Genomic DNA, 16217 nt, shown 5'->3' with positions numbered 1-16217 from the left:
GCATCCTTACTTTTCGTTACAATTACGCTTCACAGCAAGAACAAATTTCGTCGGAGTCCAGCGTGTCGCCATCCGAAACATCCAGCGTGCCTTTCGTACCGGAAACGGCCTTCGGAATCTGGTTCCTGCGCACCTACACGTGGGAACATCACGTCCTGCGGGTCGCGATCAACGACCTCAAACGCCTGATCGACGCGCCCTTGCCCGCCGCGCCGGTGATCGTCGACGTCGGCTGCGGGCAAGGCATTTCATTTCACCTGCTTGCCGACGCGTTCAAGCCGCGCCGCCTTGTCGGCGTCGATTTTCACGAACCGTCGCTGGCGCTTGCCGCCAATGCAGCGCGCGCGTGCCGCGACAAGCTCGCCGATATCGACGTGCTGCACGGCGACTGCGCGCAATTGCCGCTGCCCGATGCCAGCGCCGACATCGTGTTCTGTCATCAAACCTTCCACCATCTCGTCGAGCAGGACCGCGCACTCGCCGAATTCCGCCGCGTGCTCAAACCGGGCGGCATCCTGCTGTTCGCTGAATCCACCGACGCGTACATCAAATCGTGGGTGATCCGGCTGCTGTTCCGTCACCCCATGCACGTGCAGAAAAGCGCCAACGGCTACCTCGACATGATCCGCCGCGGCGGTTTCCGCTTCGAGCAGCGCAACGTCTCGCTGCCGTATCTCTGGTGGAGCCGCGCGAAAGACTTCGGGCTCCTCGAGCGCCTCGGCCTGTACCACCCGCAACCTGGCAAGCGTCGTGAAACGCTGGTCAATGTCGCAGCAGTCAAGGCAGACTGAATTTCGCCAGTGCGGTGGTATACCCCCGCACTGGTAAGCATCACGACGTGCCTGTTTGTGTGCCTGTTTGTGTGCCTGTTTGTGTGCCTGTTTGCGTGCTTGTTTGCAGGCTCAACACCACTTCGGTGATCATTTGCCGCGCAGCGTCACCACATCGCCCTTCAGCGCCACACCAGCAATTACCGCGCCCGCGCCACACGTGAACTCCGTCGCGCTCTCACGCACTTCATTCTTGTAGTTGCTCTTGATGTTGATCACGGCGTTCCCGCCTTCCTTGCGCGCGCGTTCCTGCAACTCGATCACCGCTGAAAGAAACACGTGCTGGCACGCTGCCAGGTCGCTCTTGCCGAAGGCATTGGTCTTCTTGTTGGTCGCGAATTCACCGATCGTTTTGAGCACGGCCGGATGCTGCTGGCCCGCGAAGTACAGCGCGATGTCGTCACTGACCTTGCCCGGTTCGCTTTGCAGCGCCGGTGCAACCGGATAGTTATCAACCGTGTCGCGGGCAAAGGCCTGAGTAGCGCTCAGCGTGGCGAGCGAAGCGAACAGCGCGGCAAACAGCAGATTGCGTTTCATCGAGACTCCTGAGTGGTTTTTGTTGCTTTAGTGAGTTCTAAATTCGATTCGACCTAGTTCGCTTCCAGCACGACGAGCTGGCCGCTCACGGCGATGGCCGCCGCGCTCGGGCTCACGCCGCAGGTGAAGTCGGTCGACGAGTTGCTCTGGGTGCTATGAAAACGTGTCGATACGTCGATCACGGCGTTGGCGTTGCGCTCGTGAGCTGCCGCGCGCAGTTTCTGCACGGCTTCGGCAAGCGCTTCATGACATGCGTCGTCGGGACTCGCCACCTTGCGCGCGATCCGCACCGAGAAGGACACGTCGCCCAACCTGGCCGTCACCGCCGGGTGGCTCTGCTGGCCAAAATACACTGGCACGCCCCCGCGCGACTGACCGCCGGCCGCCGCGAGCGGCACCGATTTCACGTCTGTGGCACATCCCGCTTGCGTCAGCACCACCACCGCCAGCGCACCCAGCACAAAAACTCTTTTCATTTTTATTGCCCTCGTTTTTTAAAATCGCGGCCGGTTCAACCGCCCTGCCACCCTTCAAATATCAGGCTTGCGCAACTGCCGCCGAACCCGAATGAAATCGACATCGCCGAACCGATGCGAGCGTCGCGCGTTGTGCGCACGAGCGGCATGCCGTCGACGCCCGGCTCCGGCGTCTCGATGTCCGTCGTCCCCGCGATGAAACCGTCGCGCATCATCAGCAAGGTGTAGATCGCCTCGTGCGCGCCGCAAGCGCCGAGCGGATGTCCGGTCATGCCTTTGGTCGACGAGAACGCCGGGACTTCGTCGCCAAATACGGCAGTCAAGGCGCGCAATTCCTCGACGTCGCCAAGCGGCGTAGACGGTGCATGCGTGTTGACGTAATCCGGGCGCTTGCCCGCTTCGCCCAACGCGCCACGCATCGCCCGCGCGATGCCGGCCGCATGCGGCGTGACCATGCCCGCGCGGTCCGTGCAGTCGCCGAAACCGGTCAGCTCGGCGTAAATGCGGGCCCCACGCGCCAACGCGTGATCGAGCGATTCGAGCACCAGCACGCCGCCGCCCGAGGCGATCACGAAGCCATCGCGCGCCGTGTCGTAGGGACGCGAAGCGCGCTGTGGCGTGTCATTGAAGTTGCGCGACAGTGCGCCCATCGCGTCGAACATCAACGTCATGTTGTCGTGCAAGGACTCGCTGCCACCGGCCAGCACGATCTGCTGGCGACCGGTCTGGATCAACTGCATCGCCTGGCCGATCGCGAGCGCCGACGTCGTGCACGCCGACGATGGCGAATAGCTCACGCCCTCGAGACCGAACACCTGCGCGACGTTGGCCGACGCGGTGCTGCTCATCGCATGCGGAACCGTATACGGCGGAACTTTATCGACGCCGCGGGTATTCGCAATCGACATGGACACGTCGTAACTCGACATCGTGCCGACGCCCGAGCCGATCACCGTGCCGGCGTGCGGCAAGCGCAAGGCGGCGAGGTCGAGCCCGGCATCGTCGATCGCTTTCTTCGCCGCGTGGCATGCAAAGCGCGCGGTGTCGCCCATGAAGCGTTCGAGCTTGCGATCGAACGGCGGCTCCTGCGCGACCGAGGCGACGCCCGCCACCTGCGAGCCGAAGCCGCGCTCACGCCACGCGTCGATTCGCTCGATGCGTGAGCGGCCCGCGCGCAGCGCGGCGGACACGTCGTCGAGCGTATTGCCGAGGCACGACACGATCCCCATGCCGGTGACGACCACGCGTTGCAGCGGCACGCTCATCGAACGCGCCTGAAAATCAGCGACGTGTTGATGCCGCCGAATGCAAAGTTGTTGCTCATCACATGTTCGGCGTCGATCTCACGACCCGTGCCGACGATGTAATCGAGCGGCGCGCAGGCCGGATCGACGTTCTCCAGATTCAAGGTTGGCGCATACCAGTTGCGCTTCATCATCTCGATGGTCCACCACGCTTCCAGCGCACCGCATGCACCAAGCGTATGGCCGACATAGCTCTTGAGCGAGCTCATCGGCATGCGCGCGCCGAAGGTCTGCGCGGTTGCATGGCTTTCGGCAATGTCACCGCGGTCCGTGGAGGTGCCGTGCGCGTTCACATAGGCGATCGCCTCGGGTGGCAGTTGCGCATCTTTCAAAGCGAGCTGCATGGCCAGCGCCATGGTTTCGGCGGTCGGCTGGGTCATATGCGCGCCGTCCGAATTGCAGCCGAAGCCAACGATCTCCGCATGAATCCGCGCGCCGCGCGCCACCGCGTGTTCGTATTCTTCGAGCACCAGCGTCGCCGCGCCTTCGCCCACCACGAGACCGTCACGCGCGGCATCGAACGGACGCGGTGTGAGATGCGGCTCGTCGTTGCGCGTGCTGGTGGCGTACAGCGTGTCGAATACCGCGACCGCTGGGCCCGACATTTCTTCCGCGCCGCCAGCCAGCATCAGCGTCTGCTTGCCGCTCTGGATCGCTTCATACGCGTAGCCGATCGCCTGGCTGCCCGATGCGCACGCGCACGAGGTCGGAATGATCCGCCCTTTCAGATCCCAGAACAGGCTCACGTTCACCGCCGTGGTGTGCGGCATCATCTGCACGTAGCTGTTCGACGTGACGTCGCTCATCGAGCCGGTTTCGAGCATCGTGCCGAATGCGCGAATCGGCTGCACCGAGCCCGACGACGAACCGTAGGCAACGCCCATGCGGCCGTCCTTGATGCTGGTGTCGTCGGCGAGGCCCGCATCGGCGAGCGCCAGTTCGCTCGCGCGCACCGAGTACATCGACACCGGCCCCATCGAGCGGGTTTTCTTGCGCGGATAGTGCGCGGGCACCGTGAAGCCCGGCAACGGGCACGCGAGCCGCGTGTGCAGCGACTCGAAGTAATCCCACTCGGGCATGCGGCGCACCGCGTTCACGCCACTCTTCAGGCGCGCTTCGATTGCGTTCCAGTCGTCACCGAACGCCGTGACGCCCCCCATGCCGGTAATGACGACGCGCTTCATCACACCATCCCACCATTGACGCCGATCACCTGACGCGTGACATACGAAGCCGCATCCGACATCAGGAAGCTAACCACGGACGCCACTTCGGCAGGCTGGCCGACGCGGTTCATCGGCACCGTCTTCAATGCCTGCTCGATCGGCATATCGTCGAGCATGCCGGTATCGATCAAACCCGGCGCGACGCAATTGACGGTGATGTTGCGCGTCGCCAGTTCGACGGCGAGCGCCTTGGACGCGCCGATCAGCCCAGCCTTCGCCGCGCTGTAGTTGACCTGGCCGCGATTGCCCATCACGCCGGAGACGGACGCGATCGTGACGATGCGCCCGCCCTTCTTCGCCCGCACCATCGGCATGGTCAGCGGATGGACGACGTTGTAGAACGAGTCGAGACCGGTTTCGATCACGATGTCCCAGTCTTCTTCGGTGAGCGCGGGGAACGCGGCGTCGCGCGTCACGCCCGCACTGCATACGATGCCGTAGTACGCGCCGTGCGCCACGACATCCACTTCGAGCACTTCGCGGCACGCGGCGCGATCGCGCACATCGAATTGCAGCACGCGCGCCGTCCCGCCTTGTGCGGCGATGCCCGTTGCCACGGCTTCGGCTTCGGTGCGGCCCGTGCGGCAATGCACCGACACCGCGAAACCGTCGGCGGCCAACTTGTACGCAATCGCGCGGCCGATGCCGCGGCTTGCGCCGGTAACGAGAACACGCCGGCTCATGAACTGAAACTCCCTTCGATGAATGACTGAAAATCGCGCGGCTGAAAGACCTTGATGACCGCCTCGGCGCAACACACGTCGCCATGGTGGATCGTGCATTCGTAGGCGCCGTGGCCTTCTTCGCTGCGCAGTAATTCTGTTGCGTGGATCAGTAACTGGGCGCCGCCGGCGAACGACGGCTGCAAAGCGCGATAGCTGCGCGAGCCGAGCAGCACACCGGGGCGCGCCTGACCGCCGCCGCGCATGGCCAGCAGCGCGACGTGCGCGGCGATGGTCTGCGCCATCAGCTCGATACCGATCCACGCGGGCATCGCACCGTCTACGTCGGCATACCAGGCGTCGGCATGGACGGTCGCGCGCGCACTCAGTGCCTCTTCGCTGAACGTGCTCACGGCATCGATCAGCAGCATGGTGCCGCGATGCGGGATGATCGTTTCGATCGGTTGCCGGATGAGATCCTGAATGGAGGGCGTCTGGGTCATCGCGCGCGTCACCGTCCAAGAATCAGGCTGACATTGCTGCCGCCGAACGCAAACGAATTGCTCATCACGTACTGCGGTCCCGCGCCTTGCGGCAAAAAGCGTTCCTTTTCGACCAGGTCCAACGTCGGCAACGCCGGATCCGCCTCGCCGTCCCACAGATGGCGCGGCAGCGGCACGGGTTGCGAGCCATTCGCGGCCGCCAGCGTCAGCCATGCGAAGGCGAGTTCGGTCACGCCTGCCGCGCCGAGCTGGTGACCCGTCAGCGGCTTCGTGCCGCTTGTTGCCACGCCGTTGGGGAAGACACGCGCCATCAGCTTCGCTTCCATCTCGTCGTTCTTGCGTGTGGCGGTGGCATGCAGATTCACATAGCCGATGGCCGACGATGCGACGCCCGCATCGGCCAACGCCGCTTGCAGCGCGAGTTCGCCGCCCACACCTTGGGGGTCCGGCGAGGAAATATGATGTGCATCGCTCGATTCGCCGACACCCGCGAGCCGTACCGCCGCTTCTTCGCGGCTCATCAGAAACACGGCTGCGCCTTCGCCGACGTTGATCCCGCTGCGATTGCGGCTCATCGGATTGGTGCGTACGCCGCTGGTCGATTCGAGCGAGGCGAAACCCTGCACCGTCAACTCGCACAGCGAATCGACACCGCCCACCACCACCGCGTCGCACAGTCGTAATTGCAGCAGACGGCGCGCCGACGCAAAGGCCTTCGCGCTCGATGTACAAGCGGTCGAGATCGTGAAGGCCGGGCCCTGCACGCCGAGCACGGCGGCGGCAAATGGCGCGGCTGTGCCGATCTCCATCTGCCGGTAATTGAAGTTTGCGGGCAGCTTGCCCGCTTGTGCCTGATAGACGAATGCGGCCTCGGCCGCTTCGATACCTGACGTGCTGGTGCCGAGCACCACGCCGATCCGCTGCGCGCCGTAACGCTCGCGAGCCGCGTCGACCGCGGGCGCGATCTGCGTCAGCGCGGCCAGCAGCAAGCGGTTATTGCGGCAGTCGTAGCGTGCGAGCCCGGCGGGCGGCGCCAGATCGAGCGGCGCGAGCACGCTGCCGACGAACGCTTCGCCAATGCCCGTGTGTGCGTGAGCCATACCGGGTGCGTGACCGGCGATAAGCGCCGGGACGATTGCATCGAGGTCGCCGCCGAGCGCATTGATCATGCCGAGCGCGTGCAAATAAACTGATGGCGCCTTCATGCGGCCCTCCTTGATTCCGATGGCATGCCGATCGGCGCGAGCAGCACCGAGACGAGGATGCCGAGCGCGAGCGTGGCGCCGAAACTCTTCAGCGCAGGCATCGCGCTCATGCCGAGCATGCCGAACGACAACAGCGTGGTGGCCGACGACAGCAGCACACCGGTCCACACCGCGCCGAGATCGGCGTCCGCGCGCAGGCAGCCTTCGCGCAGAAACACCGCATAGTTTGCGCCAACGCCGAGCACCAGCATCAGCGCGAGCCAGTTGAACAGATTGAGCGGCACGTGAGCGTAACCGAACACCGCAAGCGTGATGACGACTGCGAGAAGCACCGGCAGCGTCACGGCAATGCCGCCGCGCGCGCGGTAGCGCAGCATCAACAGGACGAGCACGAGCGCGAGCGCACCGCCGAGCCACCACCCGCTATCCACGCGATACGCGCCGAACAGCTTCGAGACGCTCGCCGCCTTGTCGACGAATACGACGCCGGGCAGCGCCTGCGCGGTGGCGATTAGCGCAGGTTCGTTCTGCGGCGTCACGCCTTGTGGAATCACGACTGACGCATACGCTTTGGTCGCCGAATCGACTTCACCCAGCCACAGATGCCTGTAGGGCTGCGACCACGGTGCGGCGAGCCACGTCTCGACCGTAAGCAGCGGCTGCGGTTTTGCATACGCGGCGAGCCAGGCATCGGCGACTTCGTCTTTAAAGCCCGCCTGCAGCAGCGTGGCACGCAACGCTGCGGGATCGTTGAATACGTGCTGCGCAAGCAATGCGCGGTCTGCGTTTTGCTGCTTCGCGGACGGCACGAATTGCGCCACCGACTGATAGCTGCCCACCTTGTTCGCGGGGCCGTTCAACCCGTCGAGCTTCGTACCCAGCGCTTCGACGCGTTGCAAAACGATTTCCGGCGTCTCGCCGCGCACGACAAAAAACTGCGCGCTGTTATCGACACCCACCGCCGCGCGCACCTTGTCTTCCTGCGCGACCAGCGAAGGATCACGCTGGATCAGCAGATGGATATCGTCGTCGCTCGTCAGACGCAACCAGCCGGGAATCGCCACGATCAGCAATAGCGCCGCGACGAACCATGCGCGCTTGCCGCCGATCGTGCGATGCCAGACCGTCAGCAGACGCGCCGCACCAGCGAACAGGTGCCGCGGGCCGCGCTTCGGCGGGCGCGTGAGCAACGCGGGCAACAGCCACAGCACGGAGGCATACGCCGTCACAATGCCCGCAATCGCGAAGCATGCTATCTGCTTGAGCGCCGGGAACGGCACCCACGTGAGGATCGCGTAGCCAAGCAGGCTGGTGGCAAGCGCGACCGTCAAGGCCGGGCGCACGGCACGCGCGCCACGGCGCGAATCCCAATCGCGCTGCGCGCCGAGATAGACCACGAAATACTGAATCGAATAATCGACCGCTTCGCCGATCAGGCTCGCGCCGAACACCAGCGTCAACAGATGCAGTTGACCGAACACCAGCATCGTGACCGCAAGCGCGCAGACAATGCCGAGCGCGGTCGAAACGAAACCGAGCAGCAACAGACGTGGCGAGCGGAACACCCACATCATCAGCAACGCAATCCCGCACAGCGACGCGACGCCGATCAGATGCACCTCATGTTCCGATGCGCTACGGGCCGACTCCGCGTAGAACACTGCCCCGGTTCTCGCCACCGACACGTCAGGGAACGCCTGCTTCAGGCTGCTTTCACCTTGCGCAAGCGCGGCGAGCACGGCGTGCTGCGTTTTCGATTCGTAGGCCGAGCCCGGCAACGTGGCGACGATCAGCACGCTGGTCGCGCTGCCGCGATGCGACACCAGCATGTTGTCTTCGAGTTCGAGATTCGACGTGGCGAGCGGCAAGCCGCCGAGCCAGTGTTCGAGCCAGCCGAACGGATCGTCGGCGAGTGGCGTGGTCAGGCCGCCGTGCAATGGGCTGTAGATGCGCTGTGCAAGTGCGTCGTGCAGCGTGGGGCTTGCAGCATTGCTCTGCGCGAGTGCCGTGCGGTCAGCGGGCGCCAGCAAACCGAACCGATACGGCATGTACAGCGCGGCGATCTGCGACAGATCGAACGGCGGCAGCTCCGCCGTCACCGAGCCGAACGCCCCGCTCTTCTGCAACGATGCGCCGAGTTGTTTCGCAGCCGTTTTGGCGTGCGCGTCATCGTTGCTGGTGACCAGGAAAACCGTGCGGTCGCCCAGCGCACTCGCGAGCGTATCGACCGCCTTCTCGGCGACCGGATCCGCTTCCGTGGCAGGCAGCAACGCCAGCAGATTGGTCTGCAGCGGTGAGGGTCCCGCAAAACGCCAACCGCAATACAGCGCCGCGGCGAGCGCGAGCAGCAGCCACGCGGCGCGCATGCCCCACGCCTGTTTCGCGGACCGCTGTTGCAGCACCTGCATTACGGCGCTCCGAGCAGGCTACGCTCAGCCGGCGTTGGTTCGCTCACCGCCGCGCTTTTTGCAAAGTCGAGTTTCGTGATGTCGCCGTTCGCGAGCGTGATGCGCAAGCTTTGCAGATAGTCGCCGCCGTTCATTTGCAGACCTTTGATCGACTGCGCGATCTGCGGCTGGTTCGGCGTGAGTTGCATGCGCCACTGCGCGGCACTGCCTTCGGCCTGCACGTCGAATTGCGAATAGAGCGCCGACAGATCGCCGCCCAGCATCGCGCGCATCATCTTCGAAACCTGCGCGACGCCGCGTGTGCCTTGGGCACTGTGAGCGGTCACGCGCTGGCCGTTGGCGTCGACTTCGGCGACGCCCGCGTCGGTGATCACGTACGTGGCTTTGTACGGCGTGTCGATCTGCCAGATCACGCCACGATCGCGGACGAACAGCAGCGAACCCGTGCTGACGAGCGGCTGCTTCATCGCGGCGAGCGTTTGCGTTTGCGTGAATTGCGCGCGGACGCCCTTAGCCTGGGCGAGACGGGAGGCGATCTGCGAGACAAGTGCCGGGTTGCCGGCGGACTGTGCGGCTTCAGCCGCAGACGCCGCAGTCGGCCATGCTGCCAGACTTGATACGCTTAGGGTGCCTAGCCCAAGCAACGCTCCCGCTGCCACACCGCGCAAGCTTATCGTCCCCATACACGCTCCAGCTTTTCGAATACGACGGGCGGCGACACGAACTGCAATTCCTGCGTCGCGGCATCAACCGCGACCTGGATCGTGTAGCCCTTCGTCAATCGCGTACCGGATGCGCAGTCGACAATTTCATAGCCTATTTTCAGGCGGTTTTCGTGTTCGAGCAGTTGCGTGCGCACTTCGAGCGCCTGGCCGTAAGTAGCCGGGCGCACATACCTCAGATGTGCCTCGACGATCGGCCACAGGTAACCCGAAGCCTGCATCTCGCGGTAGTCGTAGTCGAACGTGCGCAGGAGCGCCGCGCGGCCGATCTCGAAGTACTTCAGATAGTGGCCATGCCAGCACACGTTCATCGCGTCGACGTCGTGAAACGGCACTTCGACCATCGCGCTGGCTGTCAGCACTTTAGGGGAGCCGCTCATGCGTTCGGGCCTCCGCGATAGTCGTCCAACAGCTCGCAGGCGGCGATGCGCGCAGTCAGCGCGCGCAGGTCGCTTTCCAGCGCGCGGTCTTCGTCGACGAACGGCGACTGCGCCGTCACGCTATCGATGAACGCTTGCAGCGGCGCGGGAACAGGCGTGGTGCTGTCGATCTTCAAGCGCAGACGCGCGGCTTGCACCGTCGCCAGCGTATGCGCGGCGGCAACCTGCTCGGTCAACTCCAGCACGCGCAAACAGTCGCGCGCAGCGATCGTGCCCATGCTGACCTTGTCCTGATTGTGCGCTTCGGTCGAACGCGAGAACACGCTCGCCGGCATCGTGTTCTTCAACGCTTCGGCCGTCCATGCGGACGACGAAATCTGCACCGCCTTGAAACCGTGATTGATCGCTGCGCGCGCGGGCGCAGCACCCGACAGGTTGCGCGGCAAGCCGTTATTGAAATTCACGTCGACCAGCAGCGCGAGCTGCCGGTCCATCAGATCGGCGAGATTGGCGACCGCGACTTTCAGCGAGTCCATCGCGAACGCGATATGGCCGCCGTAGAAGTTGCCGCCGTGCAGCACGCGCCCGTTGTCGGGGTCGATCAGCGGGTTGTCGTTCGCACTGTTCAGTTCGTTCTCGACATCGCGGCGCACCCACGACAAGGCATCGCGCGCAACACCGATTACGTGAGGCGCACAGCGAATCGAATAGCGGTCCTGCAGACGATGCCCCGGCGTATCGTCGCGCCCACTCAGATCGTCGCGAATCCACGCCGCGGCTTCGGCCTGGCCTGCATGCGGCTTCACTTCGAACAGCATTGCGTCGAAGTGCGCGGCGCGGCCGTCGAGTGCCACGGTAGAGAGCGCGGTGAGACGTGCGGTCAGGCGCGTCAGATGATCGGCACGCGCAAACGCGAGACAGGCGAGGCCTGTCATCACCGCGGTGCCGTTCATCAGCGCAAGACCTTCTTTCGGCGCGAGCGTCAGTGGCTCGTGACCCAGTTCGGCCCAGACTTCGCGCACGTTGCGCAGACTGTCTTCGAACATCACATCGCGTTCGCCGGCGAGCGCGGCGGCTACATACGAGAGCGGCGTCAGGTCACCGCTTGCGCCGACCGAGCCTTCCGACGGAATGCGCGGCAACACGCGGTGATTGATCAGATCGGCAAGACGTTCGAGCAACACGGGGCGCACGCCGGAGAAACCATAGGCCAGCGAGTTGAGTCGCGCGGCGATCACCGCGAGCGTCTGCGCGTCGTCGAGATACTGGCCCATTCCGCAGCCGTGGTAACGCGTCAACTGCAACGGCAAGGCTTCGACGAGTTCCATCGGTACGTCGACCACGCACGCGTCGCCATAGCCGGTGTTGACGCCGTACACGGTCGCGCCCGACGCCAGATGCCGGCGCAAAAAATCCGCGCCGCGCTGGATCCGCGCACGCCACGCCGGATCGGCGCTCAACGCAACCGGTGCGCGATGATGGGCGATCGCAACGACTTCTTCGATCGTCAGCTTGCGGCCGCCGATCGTCACCGCCGCCGCGTTTGCACCCGCGCTCTCATTTGCGCTAACGTTCTGCGCCTCGATCAGATCATGTTCGGCCATGTGTGCCTCGCTTGGGGCTGGCCCAGAAATCGAAGAAATTGAACCATTGATAAGGTGCCTTGCGGCAATAGTGTTCGAGGCGCGCCGCGTACCGCTGCGCCCACGCGGCAAGATGCTGCGCGCGTTCGCGGCGCGGCAACTCGATGCGCTCGGCGAACGGTTCGAAATACAAACGATAACCGTCGCGCTCTTTCAGGCAGAAGAACAGATAGACAGGGCAGCCCAACGCATGTGCGAGCACGTAGGGGCCTTGCGCGAACGGCGCAGTCGAGCCGAGAAATTGCGCTTCGGTCGTGCGACCCGCTTCGTGGGCCGGCACGCGGTCGCCGACGATCACCAGTAGCTCGCCCGCATCGACGCGCTCCTGCATCATCATCGCGGTCTCGGGACCGAAATCGCTAACCTCGAGCAGATGCCGCGCGAACTGGCTATTCGCCGACGCCAGCACGCTATTGAAGCGCCGCGCGTGTTCGGTGTAGACCACGGCGGTGACTTTCGCGTAGGCGCCTTGCGCGGCGAGCGCGCGGGTCATTTCCAGATTGCCGAGATGCGCGCCGATCACGAGCGCGCCTTTGCCACTCGCCACCAAGGCTTCGAATGCCGATGGGTCTTCGAATTTGACGTCGGCGTTGTTGACACGGCCGGACCACGCCGCGAGCTTATCGAAACCCGATTGCGCGAACGCCAGCATGTGGCGATAGGCGGACAGCCAACCCGGGCGCGGCGTATCGCCGTGCGGTGCGGCCGCACCGAGACGCGTGAAGTAGTTGCTCGACGCCTCGCGTGCGGCACGGCCCGTCAGCAGAAAATACGCGACGATCGGATGCAGCCAGAGCGCGGTGAAACGGCGGCCGAATAACTTGCAACTGAGGGCGAGCAAGGACATGCCCAGATGGCTGCCGCGTTCGGCGATTCGCCACCAGTCCTGGGGGCTTTGTTCGTTTTGTTCAGCGTGCTGGCCGGGTTCGTTCTGATCGCCCTGCTTGACCGCCTCACTTGCAATAGCCGAACGGCGTGGCATCACTTTGTGCGCGAGCAGCATCGGCAGACGCCACAGCATGCCGAACACGAGGCGCGTGTGGCTGCGGCTGATGCGCACGTTGTCCCACAGCACGTCGAAATGCGAGACGCCGTCGCTTGCATAGGTGACGCGCGTCGGAATCGAACGGAACGCGGCGCGCCGCCAGTGCAGACGCACGAGAATTTCGATGTCGAAGTCCATGCGCGTCGGCAGTTGCACGCTGTCGATCAGCTCGCAAGCAAGCGCAAGCGGATACAGACGGAAGCCGCACATCGAATCGCGGATCGTTAGCGAGAGCGTTTCGATCCACACCCACACGTGTGTCAGATAACGGCCGTAGAGGCGCGATTTCGGCACGCTCTCGTCGTAGACCGGGCGGCCGAGGATCACCGCGCCCGGTTCGGCAAGCGCCGCGTCGATGAAACGTGGCACGTCCGTCGCGTCGTGCTGGCCGTCGGCATCGATCTGCAGAGCGTGCGTGTACTCCGCGGTGCGTGCAGCGCGTAGTCCCGCCATCACCGCCGCGCCTTTGCCGCCGTTGACCGGCAAACGTAGGAGCGTAAGCTGCTCCGCGTACTGTTGCGCGAGCGAAGCGAGCACCAACTGGGTCGCTTCATCGCTGCCGTCGTCGACGACAAACATCGGCAAGCCGTGCACCGCGAGATGGGCAACGGTCGCGCCGATCGCGTCCTTGTGGTTGTAAATCGGAATAACGATGCAAGGAGCGAAGCGCATCATGCGGGCTCCCGATACACGATCACACCGGACGCGCATTCACGGCCGCTCAGCCGGTACGCGAACTGCACGCGGCCACGCGCGGCGTCGTGTGCGAGCGTGAGATTCAGCACCGCGCCCGGTGGCACCGGCGCCATGAACTTGAGGCGATCGACCGATGCCAGTGCTCGCACGGCGGGCACGTGTTCAGCGGCCAGATGCATGGCCCAGTGCACCTGAACGACGCCCGGCAGAATCGGCAGACCGGGGAAGTGGCCGGCGAAATGCACGAGCGTCGGCGGCACGCGCAGTTCGTAGTGCAACGTGTCGGCACTACGAGCTTCGGCGAGCACTTCCACGCCGTCCTCGCGCGGTTCGAATGCCGCCGCGACAGCGGCCACCGGCAGCTTGCCGCGCGTGTCGAACGGCAACGTGAGGCGGAAACGCCAATGACGCGGCAGCACCACCACATCGAAATAAGCAGCAAGATGACGGCGCAGGGTGCGCGCGAGTTGCACGCGACCTTCGTCGCGCAATGCCTCGCAGCCGGCTTCCGTCAGCGCCACGACGGCGCCGACGCGCTCGCGCGAGGCGCCTTCCAGCGGCACGATCGCCGCTTGCGCAACATACGGATGCAGCGCGAGACGCGTTTCAAGTTCCGGCAACGACACGCGCTTGCCATCCAGCTTGAGCACGCGATCGAGGCGGCCTTGCAGGCGGAAGCGGCCATCGGCGTCGAACGCGATCTTGTCGTCCGTGCGATGCCAGCCGGTGTGATCGAGATGCGGCGAGCGGACATTCAGCGCGCCGTCTTCGTCGCGGCGCACTTCAATGCCGACGACCGGCTGCCAGGCATCGGTCTGATCCTGACGACGCCACGCGATGCCACCGGTTTCCGTACTGCCGTAGATTTCGAGCGGCGCAGCGCCGTAAGCGGCGGCGTATTCCTGGGCAGCTTCCAAGGCAAGCGGGCCGCCCGAAGAAAAGAAAGCGCGCGGCGCCGGCGTCAACGCAGCGAAGCCGGGCAACGCGGGCCAACGCGACAATTGCGCGGGCGTCGAAACGACCACCGTCGCGCCGCATTGCTCGATCTGTGTTTGCAGATGCAAAGGCTCGATGCTGATCGCACGGTCGAATGCGCGGCCCGCTGCAAGCGGCCACAACACGCGAAACAGCAAACCGTAGATGTGATGATGCGGCACGCTCGCGAGCATCGTCGCATCGCCGACTAAAGCGCCCCACTGCTTTTCGAGCGTGTGCACTTCGGCATTGAATTGCGCGAGGGTCTTGCGGATCGGTTTGGGGGCGCCGCTGCTGCCGGAGGTGTAGAGCGTCAACGGAGCTTGCGGATCGATCGTGTGTGAAGCATCAGCATCAGCGTCTGCGTCTCGCACGCCAAGTGGCAGGTCGGCGTCGGTCAGCACGGCGTCGTACGCATCGGCCAGATCGGCGAGATAGCCCGGCGTCGCGTTGGCCGGAATCACCGGCTCCTTGCCACACGCGAACAGCGCGAACAGCGCGCAGGCGAAATCGAACGGATCATCGATACACAATGCGTAGCGGCGCGCGTCTTGCGTTTGCATCAGCGTGACCAGCGTCGACACACGAGCGCGAAACGCTGTGCGGTCGAGCACCGTCGCGCCGTCGCGGCATACCGGCGCATTCACGACGGCGGCCCCATGGCCCGCCGACAACAGGTCGTGCAACGCGATCATGCCGCCTCCGAACGCGCGGCTCGCGGCAGCACCACCAGATAACGCCAGATGACCTCGGCTACCAGCAGCACGCCGATCAACCCATAAGCGATCGCGCCGTTATAGAGCGACCAGTTTGCGCGGCTCCAATAGAGCGCCGTATAAGCGGAGAACGCGCCGTTCAGCGCGAAGAAAACGCACCACACCTGGGTCACGCGCCACGTATGGCGTACGGCGCCCGGCGGCAGGTTCGGATTGCCTAGCCGCGCGAATTTTTCGATCATCGACGGCCCGCGCACGAGCGTCGCACCGAACGCGATCAGCAGACCCAGATTGACGAGCGAAGGATAGAGGCGCAGCAGCAGTTCGCTGTTGGTGAACACGATGGCCGCCGAGGCGCAGCTCAGCAAGCCGACCACGGTCCAGTCGATCGTGGAGAGCCGGCGCAGCGAGGTCGCGACCGGACCGCTGCCGGCCCAGCGTTGCAGCCACAGAATCGCAAACAGCATGCAGCCGACATAGCGCGGCGTGTCCCAGCGCCAGGCACACAGAATCAACGCGGGATACGCGAGTTTCAACAGAACCTGCACCACCGTTTTGGCCCAGTGGCGCTCAGTGCCGGGCGAAGCCTCGGCGGGCCGGCTCGCCGCCGCTTGCATTCGCGAGCGCACGGATGGCATCAGCCTTGTGCCGCCAGCAGCGATTCGACCGCACCGATCACATCGCCGACCGTGCGCACCGACTTGAATTCTTCCGGCTTGATGCGGCGGCCGGTCATTTCCTGCAGTTTGATCGCGAGGTCGACGGCGTCGATACTGTCGAGATCGAGGTCCTCGAAGAGATGCGCGTCTGGCGTCACGCGCTCCGGCTCGATCGCGAAGTTCTCTTTGAAGATGGCGCGGATGCGCTCAAGAATCTCTGCCTCGTTCAC

16 protein-coding genes are annotated in these 16217 nt (G+C 64.5%); 1 reads left to right on the top strand and 15 read right to left on the bottom strand.

The window, feature by feature from the left end:
* The first annotated feature begins 62 nt into the window (after nt 1-62).
* Entirely contained in the window at nt 63-791 is a 729-nt protein-coding gene (locus M0D68_RS22145; protein ID WP_200618138.1) for a class I SAM-dependent methyltransferase, read from the top strand.
* Between the two features lie 129 nt (nt 792-920).
* On the opposite strand, the gene M0D68_RS22140 is transcribed toward M0D68_RS22145, so the two are convergent.
* From M0D68_RS22140 to M0D68_RS22070, 15 genes are read right to left on the bottom strand one after another with little or no spacing between them, the layout of a single operon-like run.
* Nucleotides 921-1367 carry an excinuclease ABC subunit A gene (locus M0D68_RS22140; RefSeq protein WP_200618137.1) on the bottom strand — a complete coding sequence of 149 codons (447 nt, stop codon included), beginning with the start codon at nt 1365-1367 and terminating at the stop codon, nt 921-923.
* 53 nt (nt 1368-1420) lie between these two features.
* Complete coding sequence (locus M0D68_RS22135) at nt 1421-1843, bottom strand: signal peptidase (protein WP_200618136.1); 423 nt, start codon at nt 1841-1843, stop codon at nt 1421-1423.
* 35 nt (nt 1844-1878) lie between these two features.
* Complete coding sequence (locus M0D68_RS22130; protein WP_200618135.1) at nt 1879-3108, bottom strand: beta-ketoacyl synthase; 1230 nt, start codon at nt 3106-3108, stop codon at nt 1879-1881.
* Nucleotides 3105-4331 (bottom strand): beta-ketoacyl-ACP synthase, encoded by a 1227-nt coding sequence (locus M0D68_RS22125; protein ID WP_200618134.1) that lies wholly within the window; start codon nt 4329-4331, stop codon nt 3105-3107. Before M0D68_RS22125 ends, M0D68_RS22130 begins: the two co-directional genes overlap by 4 nt.
* Complete coding sequence (locus M0D68_RS22120; RefSeq protein ID WP_200618133.1) at nt 4331-5056, bottom strand: 3-ketoacyl-ACP reductase FabG2; 726 nt, start codon at nt 5054-5056, stop codon at nt 4331-4333. The genes M0D68_RS22125 and M0D68_RS22120 overlap by 1 nt, the downstream gene beginning before the upstream one ends.
* Nucleotides 5053-5538, bottom strand: a complete 486-nt coding sequence (locus tag M0D68_RS22115) for a hotdog family protein (RefSeq protein ID WP_200618132.1) — start codon at nt 5536-5538, stop codon at nt 5053-5055. The genes M0D68_RS22120 and M0D68_RS22115 overlap by 4 nt, the downstream gene beginning before the upstream one ends.
* An 8-nt stretch (nt 5539-5546) precedes the next feature.
* Nucleotides 5547-6743 (bottom strand): beta-ketoacyl-[acyl-carrier-protein] synthase family protein, encoded by a 1197-nt coding sequence (locus M0D68_RS22110; RefSeq protein WP_200618131.1) that lies wholly within the window; start codon nt 6741-6743, stop codon nt 5547-5549.
* Nucleotides 6740-9151 carry an MMPL family transporter gene (locus tag M0D68_RS22105; RefSeq protein ID WP_200618130.1) on the bottom strand — a complete coding sequence of 804 codons (2412 nt, stop codon included), beginning with the start codon at nt 9149-9151 and terminating at the stop codon, nt 6740-6742. The genes M0D68_RS22110 and M0D68_RS22105 overlap by 4 nt, the downstream gene beginning before the upstream one ends.
* Nucleotides 9151-9834 (bottom strand): outer membrane lipoprotein carrier protein LolA, encoded by a 684-nt coding sequence (locus M0D68_RS22100; RefSeq protein ID WP_200618129.1) that lies wholly within the window; start codon nt 9832-9834, stop codon nt 9151-9153. The genes M0D68_RS22105 and M0D68_RS22100 overlap by 1 nt, the downstream gene beginning before the upstream one ends.
* Nucleotides 9822-10253 carry a thioesterase family protein gene (locus M0D68_RS22095; RefSeq protein WP_200618128.1) on the bottom strand — a complete coding sequence of 144 codons (432 nt, stop codon included), beginning with the start codon at nt 10251-10253 and terminating at the stop codon, nt 9822-9824. Before M0D68_RS22095 ends, M0D68_RS22100 begins: the two co-directional genes overlap by 13 nt.
* Nucleotides 10250-11857 carry a histidine ammonia-lyase gene (gene hutH, locus M0D68_RS22090; RefSeq protein ID WP_200618127.1) on the bottom strand — a complete coding sequence of 536 codons (1608 nt, stop codon included), beginning with the start codon at nt 11855-11857 and terminating at the stop codon, nt 10250-10252. Before hutH ends, M0D68_RS22095 begins: the two co-directional genes overlap by 4 nt.
* Nucleotides 11844-13613 (bottom strand): glycosyltransferase, encoded by a 1770-nt coding sequence (locus tag M0D68_RS22085; protein ID WP_200618170.1) that lies wholly within the window; start codon nt 13611-13613, stop codon nt 11844-11846. Before M0D68_RS22085 ends, hutH begins: the two co-directional genes overlap by 14 nt.
* On the bottom strand, nt 13613-15307 hold the full coding sequence (locus tag M0D68_RS22080; RefSeq protein WP_200618126.1) for an AMP-binding protein: 1695 nt from the start codon (nt 15305-15307) through the stop codon (nt 13613-13615). Before M0D68_RS22080 ends, M0D68_RS22085 begins: the two co-directional genes overlap by 1 nt.
* Complete coding sequence (locus M0D68_RS22075; RefSeq protein WP_200618125.1) at nt 15304-15966, bottom strand: hypothetical protein; 663 nt, start codon at nt 15964-15966, stop codon at nt 15304-15306. Before M0D68_RS22075 ends, M0D68_RS22080 begins: the two co-directional genes overlap by 4 nt.
* The gene (locus M0D68_RS22070; RefSeq protein WP_093639096.1) at nt 15966-16217 is read right to left on the bottom strand and encodes an acyl carrier protein; all 252 of its coding nucleotides are present in this window, start codon (nt 16215-16217) and stop codon (nt 15966-15968) included. Before M0D68_RS22070 ends, M0D68_RS22075 begins: the two co-directional genes overlap by 1 nt.

The organism is Paraburkholderia sp. SEWSISQ10-3 4 (genome assembly GCF_030464785.1).
Taxonomy (GTDB): Bacteria; Pseudomonadota; Gammaproteobacteria; order Burkholderiales; family Burkholderiaceae; genus Paraburkholderia; species Paraburkholderia aspalathi.
This window is presented reverse-complemented; position numbering and strand designations above follow the sequence as displayed.

Bases quoted from the DNA above. Each gene is read 5' to 3' on its own strand.
- M0D68_RS22125 (WP_200618134.1), bottom strand. From the start codon at position 4,331: ATGAAGCGCGTCGTCATTACCGGCATGGGGGGCGTCACGGCGTTCGGT.
- M0D68_RS22080 (WP_200618126.1), bottom strand. From the start codon at position 15,307: ATGATCGCGTTGCACGACCTGTTGTCGGCGGGCCATGGGGCCGCCGTC.
- M0D68_RS22120 (WP_200618133.1), bottom strand. From the start codon at position 5,056: ATGAGCCGGCGTGTTCTCGTTACCGGCGCAAGCCGCGGCATCGGCCGC.
- M0D68_RS22135 (WP_200618136.1), bottom strand. From the start codon at position 1,843: ATGAAAAGAGTTTTTGTGCTGGGTGCGCTGGCGGTGGTGGTGCTGACG.
- M0D68_RS22100 (WP_200618129.1), bottom strand. From the start codon at position 9,834: ATGGGGACGATAAGCTTGCGCGGTGTGGCAGCGGGAGCGTTGCTTGGG.
- M0D68_RS22095 (WP_200618128.1), bottom strand. From the start codon at position 10,253: ATGAGCGGCTCCCCTAAAGTGCTGACAGCCAGCGCGATGGTCGAAGTG.
- M0D68_RS22115 (WP_200618132.1), bottom strand. From the start codon at position 5,538: ATGACCCAGACGCCCTCCATTCAGGATCTCATCCGGCAACCGATCGAA.
- M0D68_RS22085 (WP_200618170.1), bottom strand. From the start codon at position 13,613: ATGCGCTTCGCTCCTTGCATCGTTATTCCGATTTACAACCACAAGGAC.
- M0D68_RS22105 (WP_200618130.1), bottom strand. From the start codon at position 9,151: ATGCAGGTGCTGCAACAGCGGTCCGCGAAACAGGCGTGGGGCATGCGC.
- M0D68_RS22110 (WP_200618131.1), bottom strand. From the start codon at position 6,743: ATGAAGGCGCCATCAGTTTATTTGCACGCGCTCGGCATGATCAATGCG.
- M0D68_RS22130 (WP_200618135.1), bottom strand. From the start codon at position 3,108: ATGAGCGTGCCGCTGCAACGCGTGGTCGTCACCGGCATGGGGATCGTG.
- M0D68_RS22075 (WP_200618125.1), bottom strand. From the start codon at position 15,966: ATGCCATCCGTGCGCTCGCGAATGCAAGCGGCGGCGAGCCGGCCCGCC.
- M0D68_RS22140 (WP_200618137.1), bottom strand. From the start codon at position 1,367: ATGAAACGCAATCTGCTGTTTGCCGCGCTGTTCGCTTCGCTCGCCACG.
- hutH (WP_200618127.1), bottom strand. From the start codon at position 11,857: ATGGCCGAACATGATCTGATCGAGGCGCAGAACGTTAGCGCAAATGAG.